16 protein-coding genes are annotated in these 19,400 nt (G+C 73.4%); 13 read left to right on the top strand and 3 right to left on the bottom strand.

All coding sequences use genetic code 11. From position 1 onward, the window contains the following. The first annotated feature begins 2 nt into the window (after positions 1-2). From alc to NQO67_RS33040, 3 genes are all read left to right on the top strand, one after another. Entirely contained in the window at positions 3-1,163 is a 1,161-nt protein-coding gene (alc, locus tag NQO67_RS33050; RefSeq protein WP_255954048.1) for an allantoicase, read from the top strand. A gap of 115 nt (positions 1,164-1,278) precedes the next feature. Continuing rightward, complete coding sequence (locus NQO67_RS33045; protein ID WP_255954047.1) at positions 1,279-2,100, top strand: AIM24 family protein; 822 nt, start codon at positions 1,279-1,281, stop codon at positions 2,098-2,100. A gap of 208 nt (positions 2,101-2,308) precedes the next feature. Further along, positions 2,309-2,734, top strand: a complete 426-nt coding sequence (locus NQO67_RS33040; RefSeq protein WP_255954046.1) for a guanyl-specific ribonuclease — start codon at positions 2,309-2,311, stop codon at positions 2,732-2,734. A gap of 72 nt (positions 2,735-2,806) precedes the next feature. On the opposite strand, the gene NQO67_RS33035 is transcribed toward NQO67_RS33040, so the two are convergent. Continuing rightward, on the bottom strand, positions 2,807-3,022 hold the full coding sequence (locus NQO67_RS33035) for a hypothetical protein (RefSeq protein WP_255954045.1): 216 nt from the start codon (positions 3,020-3,022) through the stop codon (positions 2,807-2,809). 397 nt (positions 3,023-3,419) lie between these two features. On the opposite strand from NQO67_RS33035, the gene NQO67_RS33030 reads away from it, so the two are divergent. Further along, a complete protein-coding gene (locus NQO67_RS33030) occupies positions 3,420-4,661 on the top strand; it encodes a sensor histidine kinase (RefSeq protein WP_255954044.1) in 1,242 nt (413 codons plus the stop codon). A 29-nt stretch (positions 4,662-4,690) separates the two neighbouring features. After that, positions 4,691-5,362 carry a response regulator transcription factor gene (locus NQO67_RS33025; protein WP_255954043.1) on the top strand — a complete coding sequence of 224 codons (672 nt, stop codon included), beginning with the start codon at positions 4,691-4,693 and terminating at the stop codon, positions 5,360-5,362. Positions 5,363-5,398: 36 nt separating this feature from the next. Here the strand turns inward: NQO67_RS33025 and NQO67_RS33020 are convergent, their stop codons facing one another. Continuing rightward, complete coding sequence (locus NQO67_RS33020; RefSeq protein WP_255954042.1) at positions 5,399-6,403, bottom strand: Gfo/Idh/MocA family protein; 1,005 nt, start codon at positions 6,401-6,403, stop codon at positions 5,399-5,401. Positions 6,404-6,515: 112 nt separating this feature from the next. On the opposite strand from NQO67_RS33020, the gene NQO67_RS33015 reads away from it, so the two are divergent. From NQO67_RS33015 to NQO67_RS32980, 8 genes are all read left to right on the top strand, one after another. Next, on the top strand, positions 6,516-7,265 hold the full coding sequence (locus NQO67_RS33015; protein ID WP_255954089.1) for a GntR family transcriptional regulator: 750 nt from the start codon (positions 6,516-6,518) through the stop codon (positions 7,263-7,265). Between the two features lie 259 nt (positions 7,266-7,524). Further along, positions 7,525-8,526 carry a sugar ABC transporter substrate-binding protein gene (locus NQO67_RS33010; RefSeq protein ID WP_255954041.1) on the top strand — a complete coding sequence of 334 codons (1,002 nt, stop codon included), beginning with the start codon at positions 7,525-7,527 and terminating at the stop codon, positions 8,524-8,526. Continuing rightward, complete coding sequence (locus NQO67_RS33005) at positions 8,523-9,581, top strand: ABC transporter permease (protein ID WP_255954040.1); 1,059 nt, start codon at positions 8,523-8,525, stop codon at positions 9,579-9,581. The genes NQO67_RS33010 and NQO67_RS33005 overlap by 4 nt, the downstream gene beginning before the upstream one ends. After that, positions 9,578-10,567, top strand: coding sequence for an ATP-binding cassette domain-containing protein (locus NQO67_RS33000; RefSeq protein ID WP_255954039.1), 990 nt, complete (start codon positions 9,578-9,580; stop codon positions 10,565-10,567). Before NQO67_RS33005 ends, NQO67_RS33000 begins: the two co-directional genes overlap by 4 nt. A 274-nt stretch (positions 10,568-10,841) precedes the next feature. After that, positions 10,842-12,002: an ROK family glucokinase gene (locus NQO67_RS32995; protein WP_255954088.1), complete on the top strand. Its 1,161-nt coding sequence runs from the start codon at positions 10,842-10,844 to the stop codon at positions 12,000-12,002. Next, the gene (locus NQO67_RS32990) at positions 11,999-12,595 is read left to right on the top strand and encodes a sugar kinase (RefSeq protein WP_255954038.1); all 597 of its coding nucleotides are present in this window, start codon (positions 11,999-12,001) and stop codon (positions 12,593-12,595) included. The genes NQO67_RS32995 and NQO67_RS32990 overlap by 4 nt, the downstream gene beginning before the upstream one ends. 169 nt (positions 12,596-12,764) lie before the next feature. Further along, complete coding sequence (locus NQO67_RS32985; RefSeq protein ID WP_255954086.1) at positions 12,765-15,773, top strand: SCO1167/SCO6262 family helicase; 3,009 nt, start codon at positions 12,765-12,767, stop codon at positions 15,771-15,773. Positions 15,774-16,252: 479 nt separating this feature from the next. Next, positions 16,253-18,079 (top strand): SWIM zinc finger family protein, encoded by a 1,827-nt coding sequence (locus NQO67_RS32980; protein ID WP_255954037.1) that lies wholly within the window; start codon positions 16,253-16,255, stop codon positions 18,077-18,079. Positions 18,080-18,255: 176 nt separating this feature from the next. On the opposite strand, the gene NQO67_RS32975 is transcribed toward NQO67_RS32980, so the two are convergent. Beyond that, the gene (locus tag NQO67_RS32975; protein WP_255954035.1) at positions 18,256-19,365 is read right to left on the bottom strand and encodes an FAD-dependent oxidoreductase; all 1,110 of its coding nucleotides are present in this window, start codon (positions 19,363-19,365) and stop codon (positions 18,256-18,258) included. Positions 19,366-19,400: the final 35 nt, after the last annotated feature.

Below are 19,400 nucleotides of genomic sequence, written 5' to 3'. Positions count from 1 at the left end.
CCGTGACGGCGATCCCCCACTTCACCGGCGCCGCGGCCCCGTACCCCGGCGGCGATCCGTACGCGGACTACCGCACCGCCGCGTTCCCTTTCACCGTGCACCCCGACCTCGCCGACCGGGCCCTGGGCGCCGCGGTCATCGCGGCCAACGACGAGTTCTTCGCCCCGCGCGAGAACCTGCTGCTGCCCCATCGCGCCGTCTTCGACCCCGAGCGCTTCGGGCACAAGGGCAAGATCATGGACGGCTGGGAGACGCGCCGGCGCCGCGGCGGTTCGGCCGAGCGGCCCTGGCCGGAACCCGACGACCACGACTGGGCCCTGATCCGCCTCGGCGCCCCCGGCGTGGTGCACGGCGTCGTCGTCGACACCGCCCACTTCCGCGGCAACCACCCGCAGGACGTCGCCGTCGAGGCCACCTGCGCCGAGGGCACCCCGTCGCCCGAGGACCTGCTCGCGGGCGGCGTGCGCTGGCACACCCTCGTGCCGCGTACGCCGGTCGGCGGGCACGCCGCGAACGGCTTCGCCGTCGACCTGCCGCGCCGCGTCACCCACCTGCGCCTCATGCAGTACCCCGACGGTGGCGTCGCGCGCCTACGGGTGCACGGTGAGGTGGTGCCGAACCCGGCGTGGCTGGCGGCGCTCGGCACGTTCGACGTGGTGGCGCTGGAGCACGGCGGCCGGGTCGAGGACGCCTCCGACCTGTTCTACTCGCCCGCCACCCACACCATACGGGCCGGCCGCTCCCGGCAGATGAACGACGGCTGGGAGACCCGCAGGCGCCGCGACCGCGGCCACGACTGGATCCGCTACCGGCTCGCCGCGCACGCCGAGATCCGGGCCGTGGAGATCGACACCGCCTACTTCAAGGGGAACGCGGCCGGTTGGGCCTCGGTCTCGGTCGGCGAGCCCGGCGCCGGCGCCGGGGGAACCGGCGCGCAGGGCGACGTGTCCTGGGTGGCGGCGCTGCCGCGCACCCGGCTGCAACCCGACGCCACGCACCGTTTCGTACTCCCCGCTCCCGTCACCGGCAGCCAGGCCCGCATCGACATCCATCCGGACGGCGGCGTCTCCCGACTACGCCTCTTCGGCTCGCTCACCGAGCGGGGAGCGACCGAGCTGACGGAGCGCGCCGCGGAACTCGGGGGCCCGGGAGCTCGCGCCTGAGCCGGCCCACCACCTGGCCGGAACCGAGCGGGTGGTCTCCGTCGTTGAAGGGACGGACGGGGATCGGGGGCCCCGATCCGCACCGCAAGCACCCGTGCGTGTCAAGGAGACCACCGTGACCCTGCAACAAGAGATCGTCGGCAATGCCATGCAGATGGTGGTCGTGAACCTCAAGCCAGGCCAGACCGTCTACTGCGAGGCCGGCAAGTTCCTCTTCAAGACGGCCAACGTGACCATGGAGACCCGGCTCGGCGGGCCGTCCAGCGGCGGCCAGCGGCAGGGCCAGGGGCAGCAGGGCGGCGGCGGGATGGGCGGCATGCTCCGCCAGGCCATGGGCACCGCCATGCAGGTCGGACAGCGCTACCTGGCGGGCGAGTCGCTGGCGTTCCAGTACTTCACGTCCCAGGGCGGCGACGGCACCGTCGGCTTCGCAGGCGTGCTGCCCGGCGAGATGCGCGCCCTCGAACTGACCGGCTCGCGCGCCTGGTTCGCGGAGAAGGACGCGTTCGTGGCCGCCGAGTCCACGGTCGAGTTCGGCATCGCCTTCCAAGGCGGCAGGACCGGCATGAGCGGCGGCGAGGGCTTCATCCTCGAGAAGTTCACCGGCCACGGCACGGTCATCATCTGCGGCGCCGGCAACTTCATCGACCTCGACCCGGCCGACTTCGGCGGGCGCATCGAGGTCGACACCGGCTGCGTCGTCGCCTTCGAGGAAGGCATCCAGTACGGCGTGCAGCGCGTCGGCGGCCTCAACCGCCAGGGCATCATGAACGCGGTCTTCGGTGGTGAGGGCCTGTCCCTGGCCACCCTGGAGGGGCAGGGCCGGGTCATCCTCCAGTCGCTCACCATCGAGGGCCTGGCGAACGCGCTCAAGAAGGCCCAGGGCGGCGACAAGCAGGGGCCGACGGGAGGCCTGTTCTCCACCCATGCGGGGTGACGACGCGGGCGCTCTTCCAGGTATCGGTCGCGGCAAACAGCCGCCCCAGTCGCCCCCAGTGGCCCCGGCGGCCGAAGACGACCACTAAGAGGCGTATGGCTGGGCCGCCTTGGGGCGCGTCCGTATGTCGCACTTCTGGATGAACGTTCTGGAAACTCATGTCCTTGTCATTGACACGACATGGTCTACGCGCGTCATCCTAGAAGGCATGCGAACCCCCACACGCATCCTCAGCGTTTCCGCCCTTGCCGCCGCCCTCTTCGTCGGCCCCGTGGCCGCCGCGAGCGCGGCGCCGGCCCCCACCCACACCGGACCAGCCGCGACTGCGGTGACGTACCGCATCACCGCGGTCGGCGACATCTGCCACTCCGACCTGCCGGCCGAGGCGTACGACACCCTCGACCTGATCGACCAGGGCGGCCCGTTCCCGTACCCGGAGGACGGTCAGGTCTTCCAGAACCGTGAAGGCGTCCTGCCGCAGCAGTCGACCGGCTACTACCACGAGTACACCGTGGAGACCCCCGGCTCCCCGGACCGCGGCGCCCGCCGCATCGTCACCGGTGAGCAGACCGACGAGGACTACTACACCTCCGACCACTACGCGACGTTCGACCTGATCGACTTCGACTGCTGACGGTCCGCCGTTCGCCGCCGCCGGCCGGTCACCGACGCTCGCCGCTTCCCCAGGGTGGTCAGCGGTCAGCGGTCAGCGGTCGGTGTGACGGTCGCTGTCGCTGTCGGCGGCGGCGAGCAGCGCGAGGCCCAGCACGACCAACGCGATGCTCGCGTAGGTGTCGTAGCCGTCGAGGACGTCGAGGCGCTGGGTGATCCCCCAGCCCACGTGGCCGGTGATCGCGTGCACCAGTCCCCCCACCCCCTGGATCAGCGCGAGCACCGCCACGAACTGCACAAGCTGTTTCATGCAAGAGACCCTCGCCCCGCGGACCCCCCACAGTCATCGGCCGCGGGGCGAGAGCATGCCGACGAAGGGTCACCGTGCGGACGGCCGCGGCGCCGAAAGTATGCGGAGCCGCCGGCCGGACGCGACTTTCGGCTCCCCTTCGGCTCGCCAAGGGCGCGGTCGTCGCCGACCGGGCTCCCTGGCCCGCGGGGCTGCGTAGATTGCCGGCATGGAAGGTGATGAGCGCACGCCGGGCGCCGGGCCGGCCCTGAGCGCCCGTGCGCCCCGGCCGGTGCCTCCCGGACCGAGGGCACGTGGACCACGGGATGACGGGCCGGGTGCCGACGTCCCCGAGTCCACCGCCCGCGGACCCGCCGCCCCCGGAGCAACCGCCCCCGGCCACCCGGCCCGAGAGCCGATGCCGCCCCCGCCGGCCGCCCCCGCCCTCCCGCTGCCGGGGCACCGCTGGTTCCTGCCGTCCGCCCTGGTCCGTGCGCTCGATCCGGAAGGTGCGGGGCGCCGCCGGCGCACGGTGCGGGACTGGATCGTCGACTTCATGTGTTTCTGGGCGGCCGTCGTCCTCGGGCTGCTCGCCGCCCGCACGGTGGCGCACGACCCGCACACCCCCGAGCCGTTGGCCGCCCTGGACCAGCTGCTGGGCGCGCTGTCCTGCGGCGCCGTCTGGCTGCGCAGGCGCTGGCCGGTCCCGTTCGCCGTGGCGATGCTGCCGGTCGGGCTGCTCTCCAACAGTGCGGGCGGTGCTGCCCTGGTCGCCCTGTTCACGCTCGCCGTGCACCGGCCGTTCCCGTACGTGGCCTGGATCGGCGGTGGTTCGCTGGCGAGCGCGCCGGTCTTCTTCTGGCTGCGTCCGGACCCGGACCTGCCCTTCGCTGTGTCGGTCGCGTTCACCGTGCTGCTCAGCTGCGCCGCCGTCGGCTGGGGCATGTTCGTACGCTCCCGCCGCCAGTTGCTGGTGAGCCTGCGAGACCGTGCCCGGCGTGCCGAGACCGAGGCGCAGTTGCGTGCCGAGCAGGCCCAGCGGCTGGCGCGTGAGGCCATCGCACGCGAGATGCACGACGTCCTCGCGCACCGCCTCACCCTGCTGAGCGTGCACGCCGGCGCCCTGGAGTTCCGGCCCGACGCGCCCCAGGCGGAGATCGGCCGCGCGGCCGGGGTGATCCGGGAGAGCGCCCACGAGGCGCTCCAGGACCTGCGGCAGATCATCGGCGTGCTGCGGGCGGGGGAGGGCGACGAGTCCGGCCGCCCGCAACCGACGCTCGCCGCGCTCGATGCGCTCGTCGACGAGTCCCGCAGCGCCGGCATGCACGTCGTCCTCGACCACGACCTCACCGACCCCGCGGCGGTGCCCGCCAACGTGGGCCGCACCGCCTACCGGATCGCCCAGGAGGGCCTCACCAACGCCCGCAAGCACGCGCCCGGTGCCACCGTCACGGTCCACGTCACCGGCGCACCGGGCGACGGTCTTACCGTGTCGGTGCGCAACCCTGCGCCACCGGCCGCCGTGCCGCACGTCCCCGGCTCGGGCCAGGGCCTCATCGGCCTCACCGAGCGCGCCACCCTCGCCGGCGGGCACCTGGAACACGGGCCGCAGCCCGACGGCGGGTTCCTGGTGCGGGCCAGGCTGCCCTGGTCCGGATGAGGGGGAGCGGGCTGGCTACCGTGACGACCATGCGACCGATCAGGGTGCTCCTCGTCGACGACGATCCTCTGGTGCGCGCCGGGTTGTCCTTCATGCTCGGCGGCGCCCACGACATCGAGATCGTCGGCGAGGCCGGCGACGGCGGTGAGGTGCAGGCACTCGTCGACTCCTGCCGGCCCGACGTGGTCCTGATGGACATCCGGATGCCGGCGGTGGACGGCCTGACCGCGACGGAGGCGCTGCGGGCCCGCGCCGAAGCGCCCGAGGTGGTGGTGCTCACCACGTTCCACGCCGACGAGCAGGTGGTGCGGGCGCTGCGGGCGGGTGCCGCCGGGTTCGTGCTGAAGGACACCCCGCCGGCCGAGATCGTCGCCGCGGTGCGCCGGGTCGCGGCCGGTGACCCGGTGCTCTCGCCGACCGTCACACGGCAGCTGATCGGCCGGGTCACCGAGCCCGACCCGGGACGTGACCGCCGTACGCGGGCGCGCGCCCGGCTCGCCGTGCTCGGTGAGCGGGAACTCCAGGTGGCCGTCGCGGTCGGCCGGGGCGCCTCCAACGCGGACATCGCCGCCGAGCTCTATCTGAGCCTGGCGACCGTCAAGGCCCATGTCTCGCGCATCCTGGCCCGGCTCGACCTCAACAACCGCGTGCAGATCGCCCTGTTGACTCACGACGCGGGACTGCTCGACGAGGACGGCTGAGCGGGCCGCCCGTCCGTCCCCGGGCCGCCGCCCGGCTCACGCCTGCCGGATCTCCGCCAGCTGCACCGGGCGGTGCTCGCGCCGGGAGAGTTCGCAGGCCTCGGCGATGCGCAGGGCGTGCAGCGCCTCGTGGCCGTCGCACGGGTTGACGCGGGTGCCGCGCACCACCTCGACGAAGGCGGCGAGTTCGGCCTCGTAGGCGGGCGCGAACCGCTCCAGGAAGCCGGGCCAGGGCTTGTCGGGCGGCGGCGGTCCTGCGGGTTCGGCGGAGCTGACGGGGGTGCGGTCGTCGAAGCCGACGGAGATCTGGTCGCGCTCGCCGGCCAGCTCCATGCGGACGTCGTACCCCGCCCCGTTGCACCGGGTGGCGGTCGCGGTGACGAGCGTGCCGTCGTCGAGCGTCAGGACGGCCGCCGCGGTGTCCACGTCGTCCGCCTCGGCGAACATCGCGGGGCCCGCGTCGGATCCGACGGCGTACACCGTGGTGACCTCACGTCCCGTCACCCACCGCAGGATGTCGAAGTCATGCACCAGGCAGTCCCGGTACAGGCCGCCGGAGAGCGGCAGGTAGGCCGCGGGCGGCGGCGCCGGGTCCGAGGTCATCGCGCGCACCGTGTGCAGCCGCCCGAGCCGGCCGGCGCGCACCGCCTCGCGTGCCGCGGTGTAGCCGGCGTCGAAGCGGCGCTGGAAGCCCAGTTGCAGCACCGTGCCCGCCGCCGTCACCTCTTCCAGCGCGGCCAGCGTGCCGGGCAGGTCGAGCGCGATGGGCTTCTCGCAGAAGACCGGCAGGCCGGCGCGCGCCGCCCGGCCGATCAGCTCCGCGTGCGCCGAGGTGGCCGCCGTGATCACCAGGGCGTCCAGGCCGGCGGCGAAGGCCTCGTCCACGCCCGGGGCGGCGCTGACGCCGAGGCGCTCCGCCAGGTCGGTGGCGCGCGCCGGCTCGACGTCGGCGACGACGAGCGAGTCGACGGCGGGATTGCGGTGCAGGGCCGCAGCGTGAAATGAGCCGATACGGCCCGTTCCGATCAGTCCGATGCGCATGGTTACAACCTGGCCCGGCCGCCGTGACGCTGTCAAATGTCTGGACAATCTTACTTCACGACTTCCCGTCATCATTCCCCGGAGCTACCCTCGCAAGGTGCCCAAACCAGGTGTGGATCCGACCGTCCCCCTTGATCTCAGCGTCGACCGCAGCAGCCCGGTCCCGCTCTACTTCCAGCTGTCCCAGCAGTTGGAGGCGGCCATCGAGCGCGGTCTGCTCACCCCCGGCACCCTGCTCGGCAACGAGATAGAACTGGCGGGACGGCTCGGCCTGTCCCGCCCGACCGTGCGCCAGGCCATCCAGTCGCTGGTCGACAAGGGGCTCCTGGTGCGGCGCCGTGGTGTGGGAACGCAGGTCGTGCACAGCAAGATCAAGCGCCCGCTGGAGCTCAGCAGCCTCTACGACGACCTGGAGGCGGCCGGCCAGCGCCCGTCGACCGGGGTCCTGGCCAACACCGTCGTACCGGCGCCGGCCGCGGTCGCCGCCGCGCTCGGCGTGCCGGAGGGCAGCGAGGTGCACCGGGTGGAGCGGCTGCGGCTGGCGCACGGCGAACCCATGGCGTACCTGTGCAACCACCTGCCGGCCGGGCTGCTCGACCTGGACAACGACCGCCTGGAGGCGACCGGCCTCTACCGGCTGATGCGCGCCGCCGGCATCACCCTGCACAGCGCCCGCCAGTCCGTCGGGGCGCGCGCCGCCTCCGCCGAGGAGGCCGACCGGCTCGCCGAGCCGATGGGTGCGCCCCTGCTCACCATGGAGCGGACCACCTTCGACGACACCGGCCGCGCGGTCGAGTTCGGTACGCACGTCTACCGCGCCTCGCGGTACTCCTTCGAGTTCCAGCTGCTCGTGCGGACGTGAGCCGGCCGCCGGGTGGGGGAGCGGGGTGGGCGGGGCCGGCGACGTGAGCCGTCAGAATGTTATGACAAGGGCATTGACGCGGCTGACCCGCACCGCTAGAACACCTCCAGCCGTACCGCGGTGGCCGCGCAGCACGATCGCCCTGATCAGCGCGTTTCCGCCACGGTAGGGACCCGGTGCACGGGCGGGGGACACGGATACCGGATACTGGACGGCCGGTCCCCGTCGGCACGATATACGGACAGAAGGGCGCGGTCTGGTGGCACGGTTTCGCAGCTGGGTAAGCATGGCTCTGGCAGGGGCCATCGGCCTGACCCTCGCGGGGTGCAGCAGCAACGGCGGCAAGGAGGCCGAGGACGCCTCCAAGAAGGCCACCAGCGGCAAGGCAGCGGTGAGCACGCCGCGCTGGACCTTCGCGATGGTGACCCACTCGGGAGAGGGCGACACCTTCTGGGACATCGTCAAGGGTGGCGCCAAGCAGGCCGCGGTCAAGGACAACATCAAGTTCCTGTACTCCCAGGACGACCAGGCCCAGCAGCAGGCCCAGCTGGTCGACGCCGCCATCGACAAGAAGGTCGACGGGCTGATCGTCACCCTGGCCAAGCCCGACGCCATGAAGGCCGCCGTGGCCCGCGCCGAGAAGGCCGGCATACCGGTGATCACCGTGAACTCCGGCTCCGCCGAGTCGAAGAAGTTCGGCGCGCTCACCCACATCGGCCAAGACGAGACCATCGCCGGCCAGGCCGTCGGTGACGAGCTGACCAAGCGCAGCCGCAAGAACGTCCTCTGCGTCATCCACGAGCAGGGCAACGTCGGCCTGGAACAGCGCTGCGCCGGCGCCAAGGACCACTTCAAGGGCAAGTTCAGCAAGCTGTACGTGGAGGGCACCAACATGCCCGACGTGCAGTCCCAGATCGAGTCCAAATTGCAGTCGGACTCGTCCATCGACACCATCGTCACGCTCGGCGCGCCGTTCGCCGACACCGCCGCCAAGGCCAAGAAGAGCGCCGGCAGCAAGGCCGAGATCGACACCTTCGACCTGAACGCGACGGTGGCCACCGGCCTGAAGGACGGCACCCTCGGCTTCGCCGTCGACCAGCAGCCCTACCTCCAGGGCTACGAGGCCGTGGACCTGCTCTGGCTCTACAAGTACAACGCCGACACGCTCGGCGGTGGCCGCCCCGTCCTCACCGGACCGCAGATCGTCACCAAGGAGAGCGCGGACACCCTCGCCGACTACGCCAAGCGGGGCACCCGATGACGACGACCGCACCCGCGGCCGCACAGCACGGCGGCGCCCCGGCCAAGCGGCCGGGGCGCCGTCCGCCGCTGCGCAAGCTGCTGGGCCGTCCCGAACTCGGCTCGGTCGTCGGCGCCGTCGCCGTCTTCGCGTTCTTCGCCGTCACGGCCGACGGATTCCTCCGTGCGACCAGCCTCGCCACCGTGCTGTACGCCTCGTCGACCCTCGGGATCATGGCGGTCCCCGTGGCGCTGCTGATGATCGGCGGGGAGTTCGACCTGTCCGCGGGCGTGCTGGTGACCAGCTCCGCGCTGGTCACCTCGATGTTCAGCTACCAGTTGACCGTGAACGTCTGGGTGGGCGTCGTCGTCTCGCTGCTGGTGACCCTCGGGATCGGCGCCTTCAACGGCCTGATGCTGACCCGCACCAAACTGCCCAGCTTCATCATCACGCTGGGCACGTACCTCATGCTGACCGGCATGAACCTCGGCTTCACCCAGCTGATCGACGGCACCGTCTCCACCAAGTCGATCGCCGACATGGACGGCTTCTCCTCCGCCAGGAAGATCTTCGCCTCCCAGCTGACGCTCGGCTCGGTCAACCTCCGGATCACCATCCTGTGGTGGATCGTGCTGGTGGCCGTCGCCACCTGGATCCTGCTGCGCACCCGCGCCGGCAACTGGATCTTCGCCGCCGGCGGCGCCAAGGACGCGGCACGCGCCGTCGGCGTCCCGGTGGCCCGGACCAAGATCGGGCTCTACATGGGCGTCGCCCTGGGTGCCTGGCTCGCCGGGCAGCACCTGCTCTTCTCGTACGACGCCGTGCAGTCCGGCGAGGGCGTCGGCAACGAGCTGATCTACATCATCGCCGCGGTCATCGGCGGCTGCCTGATCACCGGCGGCTACGGCTCCGCCGTGGGCTCCGCGATCGGCGCCCTGATCTTCGGCATGACCAGCAAGGGCATCGTGTTCGCCGAGTGGGACGCGGACTGGTTCAAGTTCTTCCTCGGCGCGATGCTGCTCCTCGCGACCCTGCTCAACGCCTGGGTCCGCAAGCGCGCGGAGGCGACGGCATGACGGGAAACGACGACCTGACCAGCGATGACGGCGTGCGTGGCACGGACGCTGCGTCCGGTGGCGGCGACCAGGCAGGCGCGAAAGCGCCCGCGTCCGTCACCAAGGCTCCCGCGCCCGCCGCTGCGGCGCCCGTGCCGGCCGCGCCGGACGGTCCGCTCGTCGAGCTGACGGACGTGAGCAAGTTCTACGGCACCATCCGCGCCCTGGAAGGCGTCTCCCTCCAGGTGCACGCCGGACAGATCAGCTGCGTGCTCGGCGACAACGGCGCCGGCAAGTCCACCCTCATCAAGATCATCTCCGGGCTGCACCAGCACGACGGCGGCAGCCTGCGCATCGCCGGTGCGGAGACCACGCTGGCCTCCCCGCGCGAGGCCCTGGACCGCGGCATCGCCACCGTCTACCAGGACCTCGCCGTGGTGCCGCTGATGCCGGTCTGGCGGAACTTCTTCCTCGGCTCGGAGCCCACCAAGGGCAAGGGCCCCTTCCGGCGCCTGGACACGTCCTTCATGCGGGCGACCACGCACGCCCAACTGCGCCGCATGGGCATCGACCTGCGCGACGTGGACCAGCCCATCGGCACCCTGTCGGGTGGCGAACGGCAGTGTGTCGCCATCGCCCGTGCGGTCTACTTCGGCGCCAGGGTCCTCGTCCTGGACGAGCCCACCGCGGCCCTGGGCGTCAAGCAGTCCGGGGTGGTCCTCAAGTACGTGGCCGCGGCCCGTGACGCAGGCCTCGGCGTGGTGCTGATCACCCACAACCCGCACCACGCCTACCTCGTCGGCGACCGCTTCGTCCTGCTCAAGCGGGGCACCATGGCGGGCAGCCACACCCGTGACGAGATCACCCTGGACGAGCTGACCCGCCAGATGGCCGGCGGCAGCGAGCTGGACGACCTCCGCCACGAACTGGAGCGCGCCCCCGCCCCGGCCGGCCTCGGCGCGGGAAGCAGGAGCGCGGGACGGGACGCCGGACCGAAGAAGGCGTGACGCCGAGTGGCCGACCGTGACGGGACGTGAGCAAGGTCATGGTCGGCCGTGCCGGCACCCACGGCCCGCCGTGAGCGTGGCCGGCGGCCCCGTGTGAGCGTTGTCCCGAAAGGCCTGGCACGTACCCCGCAGCAGGCCGTCAGCGGTACCCGGCTGCGGGATGCGCCATGCGGTCCCAGGGGCGTGTGAGGCACAATCGGCGTCGATGAGCACCTACCGTGACCCCACCCCCCTCCGAGCGTTCGGCTCCGGCGCCAAGCTCGGCTTCGCCCGTATGGGGGTGCCCTCGCGCTCCGGGGGGACCTCCGGAGGCTCCACCCGCGCCACCATGCTGCGCACCGTGGCCGCCCGGGAACGCCGCTCCCACCTGACGGCGCCCCGTGTCCCCACCGTCGGCATCGACATCGGCGGCACGAAGGTCATGGCGGGTGCGGTGGACGCCGACGGCGTGATCCTGGAGACCGTGCTCGCCGAGACCCCGGACAAGAGCAAGAGCCCGCGGGTCGTCGAGGACACCATCGTCGAGCTGGTCCTGGACCTGTCCGACCGGCACGACGTGCACGCCGTCGGCATCGGTGCGGCGGGCTGGGTCGACGGCGACCGCAACCGCGTGCTGTTCGCGCCCCACCTGAACTGGCGCAACGAGCCGCTGCGCGACCGCATCTCCGAGCGCCTCGCCGTCCCCGTCATGGTCGACAACGACGCGAACACCGCCGCCTGGGGAGAGTGGCGCTTCGGCGCCGGCCGCGGCGAGGACCACTTGGTCATGATCACGCTCGGCACCGGCATCGGCGGGGCGATCCTGGAGGACGGCCGGGTCAAGCGCGGCAAGTACGGTGTCGCCGGCGAGTTCGGCCACATGCAGGTCGTGCCCGGCGGCCACCGCTGCCCCTGCGGCAACCGCGGGTGCTGGGAGCAGTACAGCTCGGGCAACGCACTGGTACGCGAGGCCCGCGAGCTGGCCGCGGCCGACTCGCCGGTGGCGTACAACATCATCGAACGGGTCAAGGGCAGCATCCCCGACATCACCGGACCGCTCATCACCGAGCTGGCCCGCGAGGGCGACGCGATGTGCGTCGAACTGCTCCAGGACATCGGACAGTGGCTCGGCGTCGGCCTGGCCAACCTGGCGGCCGCCCTCGACCCGTCCTGCTTCGTCATCGGCGGTGGCGTCAGCGCGGCCGACGACCTGCTCATCGGGCCCGCGCGCGACGCCTTCCGCCGGCACCTCACCGGCCGCGGCTACCGCCCCGAGGCCCGGATCGCGCGGGCCCAGCTGGGCCCCCAGGCGGGCATGGTCGGCGCGGCCGACCTGGCCAGGCTGGTCGCCCGCCGGTTCCGCCGTGCCACCCGGCGCCGGGTCGAACGCTACGCGCGCTACGAGCGCTACGCCCAGGTCCTGGGCGCCCGCAGCACACCGGGGGCCCCGCGATGACCGCCGTGGAACCGACCGAACGGACCGACGTGCAACACCAGGATCCCGCGGCGCCCCCGCCGTCCGGTGAGGGCCGCCGCCACATGATCCGCCGCCGCGCGCTGACCCTCCTGACCATCGTGCTGCTCATCGGCATCCCGGCCGGCTACCTGGTCATCTCGGCCAATCAGAGCCGGGACAGCGGCAAGGAGAAGGAGGCACGCTACGCGGCCACCGGCCTGACCGGCGGGGCGCCGTCCAAGGTGCAGCGGCGGCTGTACAACGTGCCCCTGCCGCTGGAGCACGAAGCGGTGTCGTACTACGAGACGAACAACTGGAAGACCAGCCGTCTCTACGTCCAGTTCCTCACCACCCAGCACGGCCTGAACGACTTCCTGACCACCATGGGAACCAGCGTCGGGGCGCTGAAGAAGGACGGCCTGCCGATCGGCGCCCGGGACCGCAAGGTGGTCGGCTGGGACTTCAGCGGTACCGGCGACTGGCGTGGCCTCTCCCACCTCGAACGCGACCCGCACCCGAGCCAGCGGGTCGTGGTCAACCTCGCGAATCCGCGGTACCCGCAGGTGTACGTGGTGTCGTCGACCAAGCCGTAAGCGGGACGAGCCGGAGGCGGGACGACCGTCCGGCCGCACCGGCCTGGCTCCCGCCGCTCACGGCGCTGCCTGATCGCGTTGTCACACCCTCCGCCTAGAGTCGAAGACGTCGCAGCAGCGGCGACCGAGCCAGTCGGCGGACCCGCACGGGAGGGAGGTGGCTGACGCCATGGTGCACGGCATCCCCGTGGCGTACCCGGCCGTCTTCGTGCCCGCCACGCCGCCCCGGGACGGCCGGCTGGTGTTCTGGGACCCCGCCGGTGACTGGGACCCCGCCGGTGACTGGGATCGTGCGGCCACCACGCCCTCCGGCCCCGCAGCAGAGCCCACCGAGCTCACCGTCGTGCACCGGGACGGTTCCGGTCCGGTGGGCACCAGGACCGTTCCGGCCCTTCGCGTTCCGCTGGCGCAGGCCCTGCCCGCGCTGGTCGCCGCCCATCCGCGGGGCCCCGGCGGTCCGGGAGGACCCGGCGCCGTCCCGCACCCGGCCACCGCCTGCTGGTCAGCGGCCGCCCTGCACGCGCTGCGGCTGGTCGCCGGCGGACGGCTGCTGCCGGGACTCACCGCCGAGGGCCAGGACGCCTGGCGCGCCGGCCCGCTGGACGCGGCCGACATGGCCCACCTGCGGGCCGTGGCCGCCGCCCTTCCGCCGGCCGGCCGCGCCGCACCGTTGCCCGGCCGTGTGCCCCTGGAGCTGCCGGAGTCCGAGGCGCTGGTGCGTGCCTTCCTCGACGCCGTCGCCGACCTGCTGCCCCGCACCCCCGCCGCACCCCATGCCTCCGGCGCGCCGTTCGCCGCATGGCCGCCGCAGACGCTGCCCGAGGCGGACGACTGGGCGGCGGAGGTCGCCGCGGGCGTCGACACGGGGGTGCGGATCTCGCTCCGGCTCGACCTCTCGCCGTCCCGGCTCTTCGACCGGGACGTCGAGCCCATCGTCGGACCGGACCCGCAGGCACCGGCCAGGGCGCGACACGCCGGTGCCGCCATCGTCCAGGTGCACAGCCTCGCCGACCCGACCCTCGTCGTCGACGCCGCCCGGTTGTGGGGAGACGAGACAGCGACCGCCCTTGCGGGGGACGGTCCGGGGGGCGGCTCGGGCGACGGCGCCGCGTTCGGGCCGCGCGCCCGGGTCGACACCGCGCTCGCGGTGCGCCGCGCCGCCCGCATCTGGCCCCCGCTCGCCCGGCTCACCGAGCGCCCGGTGCCGGACGTGCTGGCCCTGTCGGAGGACGAGGTGGCGGATCTGCTGGGCGCCGCGGCGACCCGGCTGGGTGCGGCCGGCGTCGCGGTGCACTGGCCGCGCGACCTCGCGCGCGACTTGACCGCGACCGCCGTGGTGCGCCCGGCGCCCGGCTCCGCCACCGACGGCACGCCGTTCTTCGAGAGCGAGCAGCTGCTCCAGTTCCGCTGGCAGCTCGCCCTCGGCGACGAGCAGCTGACCGAGGCCGAGATGGACGAGCTGGCCGAGGCACACCGTCCGGTGGTCCGGCTGCGGGACCGCTGGGTGCTCGTCGACCCGGTCCTGGTGCACCGGGCACGCAAGCGCGAGCTGGGTCTGCTCGACCCGGTGGACGCGCTCTCCGCCGCCCTCACCGGCAGTACCGAGGTCGACGGGGAGTCGGTCGAGGTGGTGCCGGTCGGCGCACTGGCGGCGCTGCGCGACCGCCTGACCGCCGGCCTCCCCCCGGCCGCCCCGCCCGCGGGCCTGCACGCCCGGCTGCGGGACTACCAGTTGCGCGGCCTGGCCTGGCTGGACCTGATGACCTCCCTGGGGCTCGGCGGCTGTCTCGCCGACGACATGGGCCTCGGCAAGACCGTCACCCTCATCGCCCTGCATCTGCGGCGGGCCAGGAAGGAGCCCACGCTGGTGGTCTGCCCCGCCTCGCTGCTGGGCAACTGGCAGCGGGAGATCGCCCGCTTCGCTCCCGGCACCCCCGTGCGGCGCTACCACGGCCAGGGGCGCAGCCTCGACGGACTGCCCGACGGCAGCTTCGTCCTGACCACCTACGGCACCATGCGCTCGGCTGCCCCCCGCATCGCCGAGCAGCCCTGGGGCCTGGTCGTCGCCGACGAGGCCCAACACGTGAAGAACCCGCACTCGGCCACCGCCAAGGCCCTGCGCACCATCCTCGCACCGGCCCGCGTCGCCCTGACCGGGACCCCCGTGGAGAACAACCTCTCGGAACTGTGGGCCCTGCTCGACTGGACCACCCCCGGCCTGCTCGGCCCGCTCACGTCCTTCCGGGCCCGGCACGCCCGCGCCGTCGAGGCCGGCGTCCTCGGGGGCCAGACCGTCGAAGGCCGGGCCGCCGGTGCCGGGGGCGCGCAGACCGAGGACACCGCGGCGGTGGAGCGCCTCGCCCGGCTGGTCCGGCCCTTCCTGCTGCGCCGCCGGAAGTCCGACCCCGGCATCGTCCCCGAGCTGCCGCCGAAGACCGAGACCGACCATGTGGTGCCGCTCACGCGCGAGCAGGCCGCGCTGTACGAGGCGGTGGTGCGCGAGTCGATGACGCTGATCGGGGCCGCCCGGGGCATCGCGCGCCGCGGTCTGGTCCTGAAGCTGCTCACCTCCCTGAAGCAGATCTGCAACCATCCGGCGCAGTACCTGAAGGAGCCGCCCGCCGAGTTCGCGGGCCGGCTCGACGGCCGCTCCGGCAAGCTGGCCCTGCTCGACGAGCTGCTGGACACCCTGCTCACCGAGGAGGGCTCCGCGCTCGTCTTCACCCAGTACGTCGGCATGGCCCGGCTGCTCGACGCCCACCTCGCCGCACGCGCCGTGCCCGCCGGACTGCTGCACGGCAGCACGCCGATCGCGGAGCGCGAGCGGCTCGTCGACCGCTTCCAGGAAGGCGCCTCACCCGTCCTGATCCTCTCCCTCAAGGCGGCCGGCACCGGCCTCAACCTCACCCGCGCCGGCCATGTCATCCACTACGACCGCTGGTGGAACCCGGCGGTCGAGGAGCAGGCCACCGACCGCGCCTACCGCATCGGCCAGACCCAGCCGGTCCAGGTGCACCGCCTGGTCACCGAGGGCACCGTGGAGGACCGCATCGCGGACCTGCTCCAGGCCAAGCGCGCGCTGGCCGACGCGATCCTGGGAACCGGCGGCGAGGCCTCGCTCACCGAGCTGACCAACCGCGAGCTGGCGGACCTGGTATCCCTGCGGAGGCCGGAATGACCAGCCCCGAACAAGAACCCCGCATCCCGCGCCCGGGCCTGCTCGGCCTCGGCCCGGCGTCGCCCGCCTCCGTCCGGACGTTGCCCGTCTACGGCTCGACATCGCCCGAGCCTGGCCCGGCGTCGCCCGTCTCTGACACGGAGTCGCGTGCCTCGGGCCCAGAGTCGTCCGTCCGCGGCTCGGCGTCCCGTGCCGTGCGCCCGGCGTCGCCCGTTTCTGACATGGAGTCGCGTGCCTTGGGCCGGGAGTCGTCCGTCCGCGGCTCGGCGTCCCGTGCCGTGCGCCCGGAGCCGCCCGTCTCTGACACGGAGTCGCGTGCTCCGCGCTCGGAGCCGTCCGCCGCTGGCCTGGCTTTGCCTGAGCCCGGTTCAAAGTCGCACGTCGTTGGCTCACCGTTGCCCGTCCCTGGTCCGGCGTCGCCCGAGCACGGCCCGGCGTCGCCCGTCTCTGGACCGGAGTCGCCTGCCTCGCAGCCGGAGGTGCCCGAGCCGGGTCCGGAGTCGCCTGCCTCGCACCCGGAGGCGTCCGAGCCGGGTCCGGAGTCCCCTGCCCCGCGCCCGACTTCGGCCGATGCCCGTGCCGAGTCGCCCGTCCCGCGGCCCGCCGACGAGGCGCGCCGTGCTCTGCGCGAGACCCGCCGCGCCCTGGCGGAACGGAAGGCGGCGGCCCGCGCGGAGCGCGAGCGGATGCGGCGTGCGGAGGCGGACCGGAGGAGGGCCGGGCACGGCGCCGCCGACCGGCCCGCCCCCACGGCGCCCGCGCGCTCCGAACCCGCTTCCGCCACCTGGCCCGAGCCGGCCTCCGTTCCGGAAGAGGACCCGACCAGCGCCCCAGGGCAGGATCCGGCCGTAGGACCCGATGCCTCCGGACCCGATGCCTCCGGGCCCGATGCCGCAAGCCTCGACGAGTCCGGGCCCGAGCCGGCCCCCGCCGCTGCTTCGGAGCAGAACCCCGCCACCGCTCCCGGAAACGCCCCTGATCCCGCCCCAGGCCACGAACTCCCCTCCTCCGTCCCGGGCGACGCAACGGCCTCCGTCACCGCCGCGCCCGTCTCCTTCGCCATCACCTGGTGGGGGCGTGCCTGGGTCGCGGCGCTGGAAGAGGGGGCGTTGGATCCGGCACGGGTGGTGCGGGGGAGGGCGTACGCCGGGCGGGGGCAGGTGGGCGCGATCAGCGTCACGCCGGGGCGCCTGCTGGCCTACGTCCAGGGCAGCCGCCCGCGGCCGTATCGTGCGCAGGTCCGGCTGCGGACGCTGTCCGCTGAGGACTGGGACCGTTTCCTGGACGCCGCCGCCGAGCGGCCCGGACACATCGCGGCCCTGCTGGACAAGGACCTGCCGCACTCGTTGGCGGACTGCGGCGTCCCCCTGCTGCCCGGCCCCGGCGACCTCGTCCCGCAGTGCAGCTGCCCCGATTCCGGCTGGCCCTGCAAGCACGCCGCGGCCCTCTGCTACGAGGCCGCCCGGCTGCTCGACGACAACCCCTTCGTCCTGTTGCAGCTGCGTGGCCGCGGTGAGCACGAGCTGATCGAGATGCTCTCCCGCCGGCACGCCGGCAAGGCCGCCCGCGCCGCGCACGCCTCCCGCGCCCCGGCGCCCTTCCCCGGCGTGCCCGCCTCCGACGTGTTCGGTCCGGGCGGCCGCCCGTCCGCACCCACGGCACCGTTGCCCGCGCCGCTCCCCGCTCCGGCGCGCCCCGGGGCCCCGCCGGCGTATCCCATGGCACCGGGTGGCCCCGACCCGCTGGCGCTCGACCAGCTGGCCACCGACGCCGCTGCCCGGGCGCACACGCTGCTCACCACGGGCCGTGACCCGGTGGGGGAGTTGACGCTGTGGCAGGACGCCGTCCGGTTGGCCGCGGCCCGTCCCGGCTCCGGGCTGACGGCGGCGACCCGCGGTCTGTACGCCACGCTCGCCGATGCCACCGGGCGCACCACCGCCGAGTTGGCCCGCGCGGTGGCGGCCTGGCGGCAGGGCGGCGCCGAGGGGCTCGCCGTGCTGGAAGAGCCGTGGGACCCGCCGGCCGGCCGCTTCGACCGGGCACGCTCGGTGCTGCTCGCCGCCGACTTCCCCGCCTTCCGCCCGTGGCGCAACCACCTCACCCACCCCCGCGGCCACCTCCAACTGCGCTTCGGCCGTGACGGCCTCTGGTACGGGTACGAGTCCGAGCCGGGCCGCGACGACTGGTGGCCACGCGGCGTGCGCGACCTGGACCCGGTCGGTGCCCTCGCCGGACTGGACATCGACCGGGCCGAGAGCGACGCCGATCGCGCCGAGATCTCGCGGGAGCGGCCGGCGGCGCCGTAGCCGGCGGCAGACGGCGCCTCGTCGGCCCGGCGGTACGCCAGTCCGTCTGCGGAGTTCCGCCTCCCGCTCTCCCGACGCAGCCGCGGCGGGACACACCCCGTGGGGCGGGCCGGCGCTGGTACCTCGCGAAGAAGCCGGTGGTCCAGCCGACGCGCCGTCAGGCCCCAGGCACGCCGTCAGACGCCGCGCAGTGACTGCTCTACGGCAGCGAATCCGTAGTCGAGCATCTCGGCCTCGTAGTCATGGACCGCGTCGAGCAGTGACCCGCCGTGCCCGGTGTCCCGTTCGGCGATGCGGTGGCACAGCAACGCTGCATCGCGCAGTGCGACGGCCGCACTCTCGCCGACCGGCACCATGGCGTGGATGGCATCGCCCATGAGGGTGACCGGGACGGTGTCCCAGTGCGGTACGGGTTTCGCGCTGCGGACCGTCGTCAGGTGCACGGAGGCCGGGTCACCATGCCGGATGATCTCGGCGAGCTGCGGCGGCCAGTCCGCGACCAGCTCGGCCGCGATCCGCTGCCGGCCGGCACCGTCCGCATCGTGGAGCCCGGCCGGCCGGAGTTCCGGCGGGAAGACGACCACCCACATCAGGTAGTCCTCCCCGGTGCCGGAGCGGGACCGGTAGGCCGCCATCGGCATGGAGCGGCCGTCGGTGCCGAGCACGGCTGAGAACCCCTCCAGAGCGGCGGGCGGCGCCAGGTCGCGTACCCGCCGGGTCAACGGTGTCTTGCCGTAGATCTGGTCCTGGCCCACATCGACGAGCTGCGCGCCGGGCAGGAGCTGCGCGCGAACCCGCGAGTTGGCGCCGTCCGCGGCCACCAGCAGGTCGGCGTCGGCGACTTCGCCGTTGCCGAAGAAACCCCGGACCCTTCCGTCGTCGAGGAGTGCGTAACGCTCGAACGCGGAGCCGTGGTGGACGTCCAGGCCGGTCAGCATGAGCCGCCGGAGGGTGACCCGGTCGACGATCAGGTGCCGTCCGGACGATCCGTCCCCTTCCTGCTCCGGGAACCGGAGACGACGGACCACGTCGAGCTTCGGGTCGAGAAATGTCACCGCTCCCGATCCATGCACACCCGACGTGGCCACCGCCCGGTCGTACAGCTCTGCGGGCAGGCAGCTGCGCAGGGCGAGATCGCCCTGCGGCGCGATGTGGATGCGGTAGCCCTGACTGCGCTCGTCGATCGCGGGTTCCCGCTCGTGAACGGTGACATCCGCTCCCGCATGGAGCAGTCCCTGGGCAAGGAGTGACCCGGAGAGGCCGGCGCCTACGACAATGACCTTCATGAATGAAGACTATCTTAATTAAGACGATCCGTCTT

It is taken from the genome of Streptomyces odontomachi, from assembly GCF_024435355.1.
GTDB lineage: Bacteria > Actinomycetota > Actinomycetes > Streptomycetales > Streptomycetaceae > Streptomyces > Streptomyces odontomachi.
Note: the sequence above shows the minus strand (reverse complement) of the source record. Positions and strands in the feature narration are given on the sequence as shown.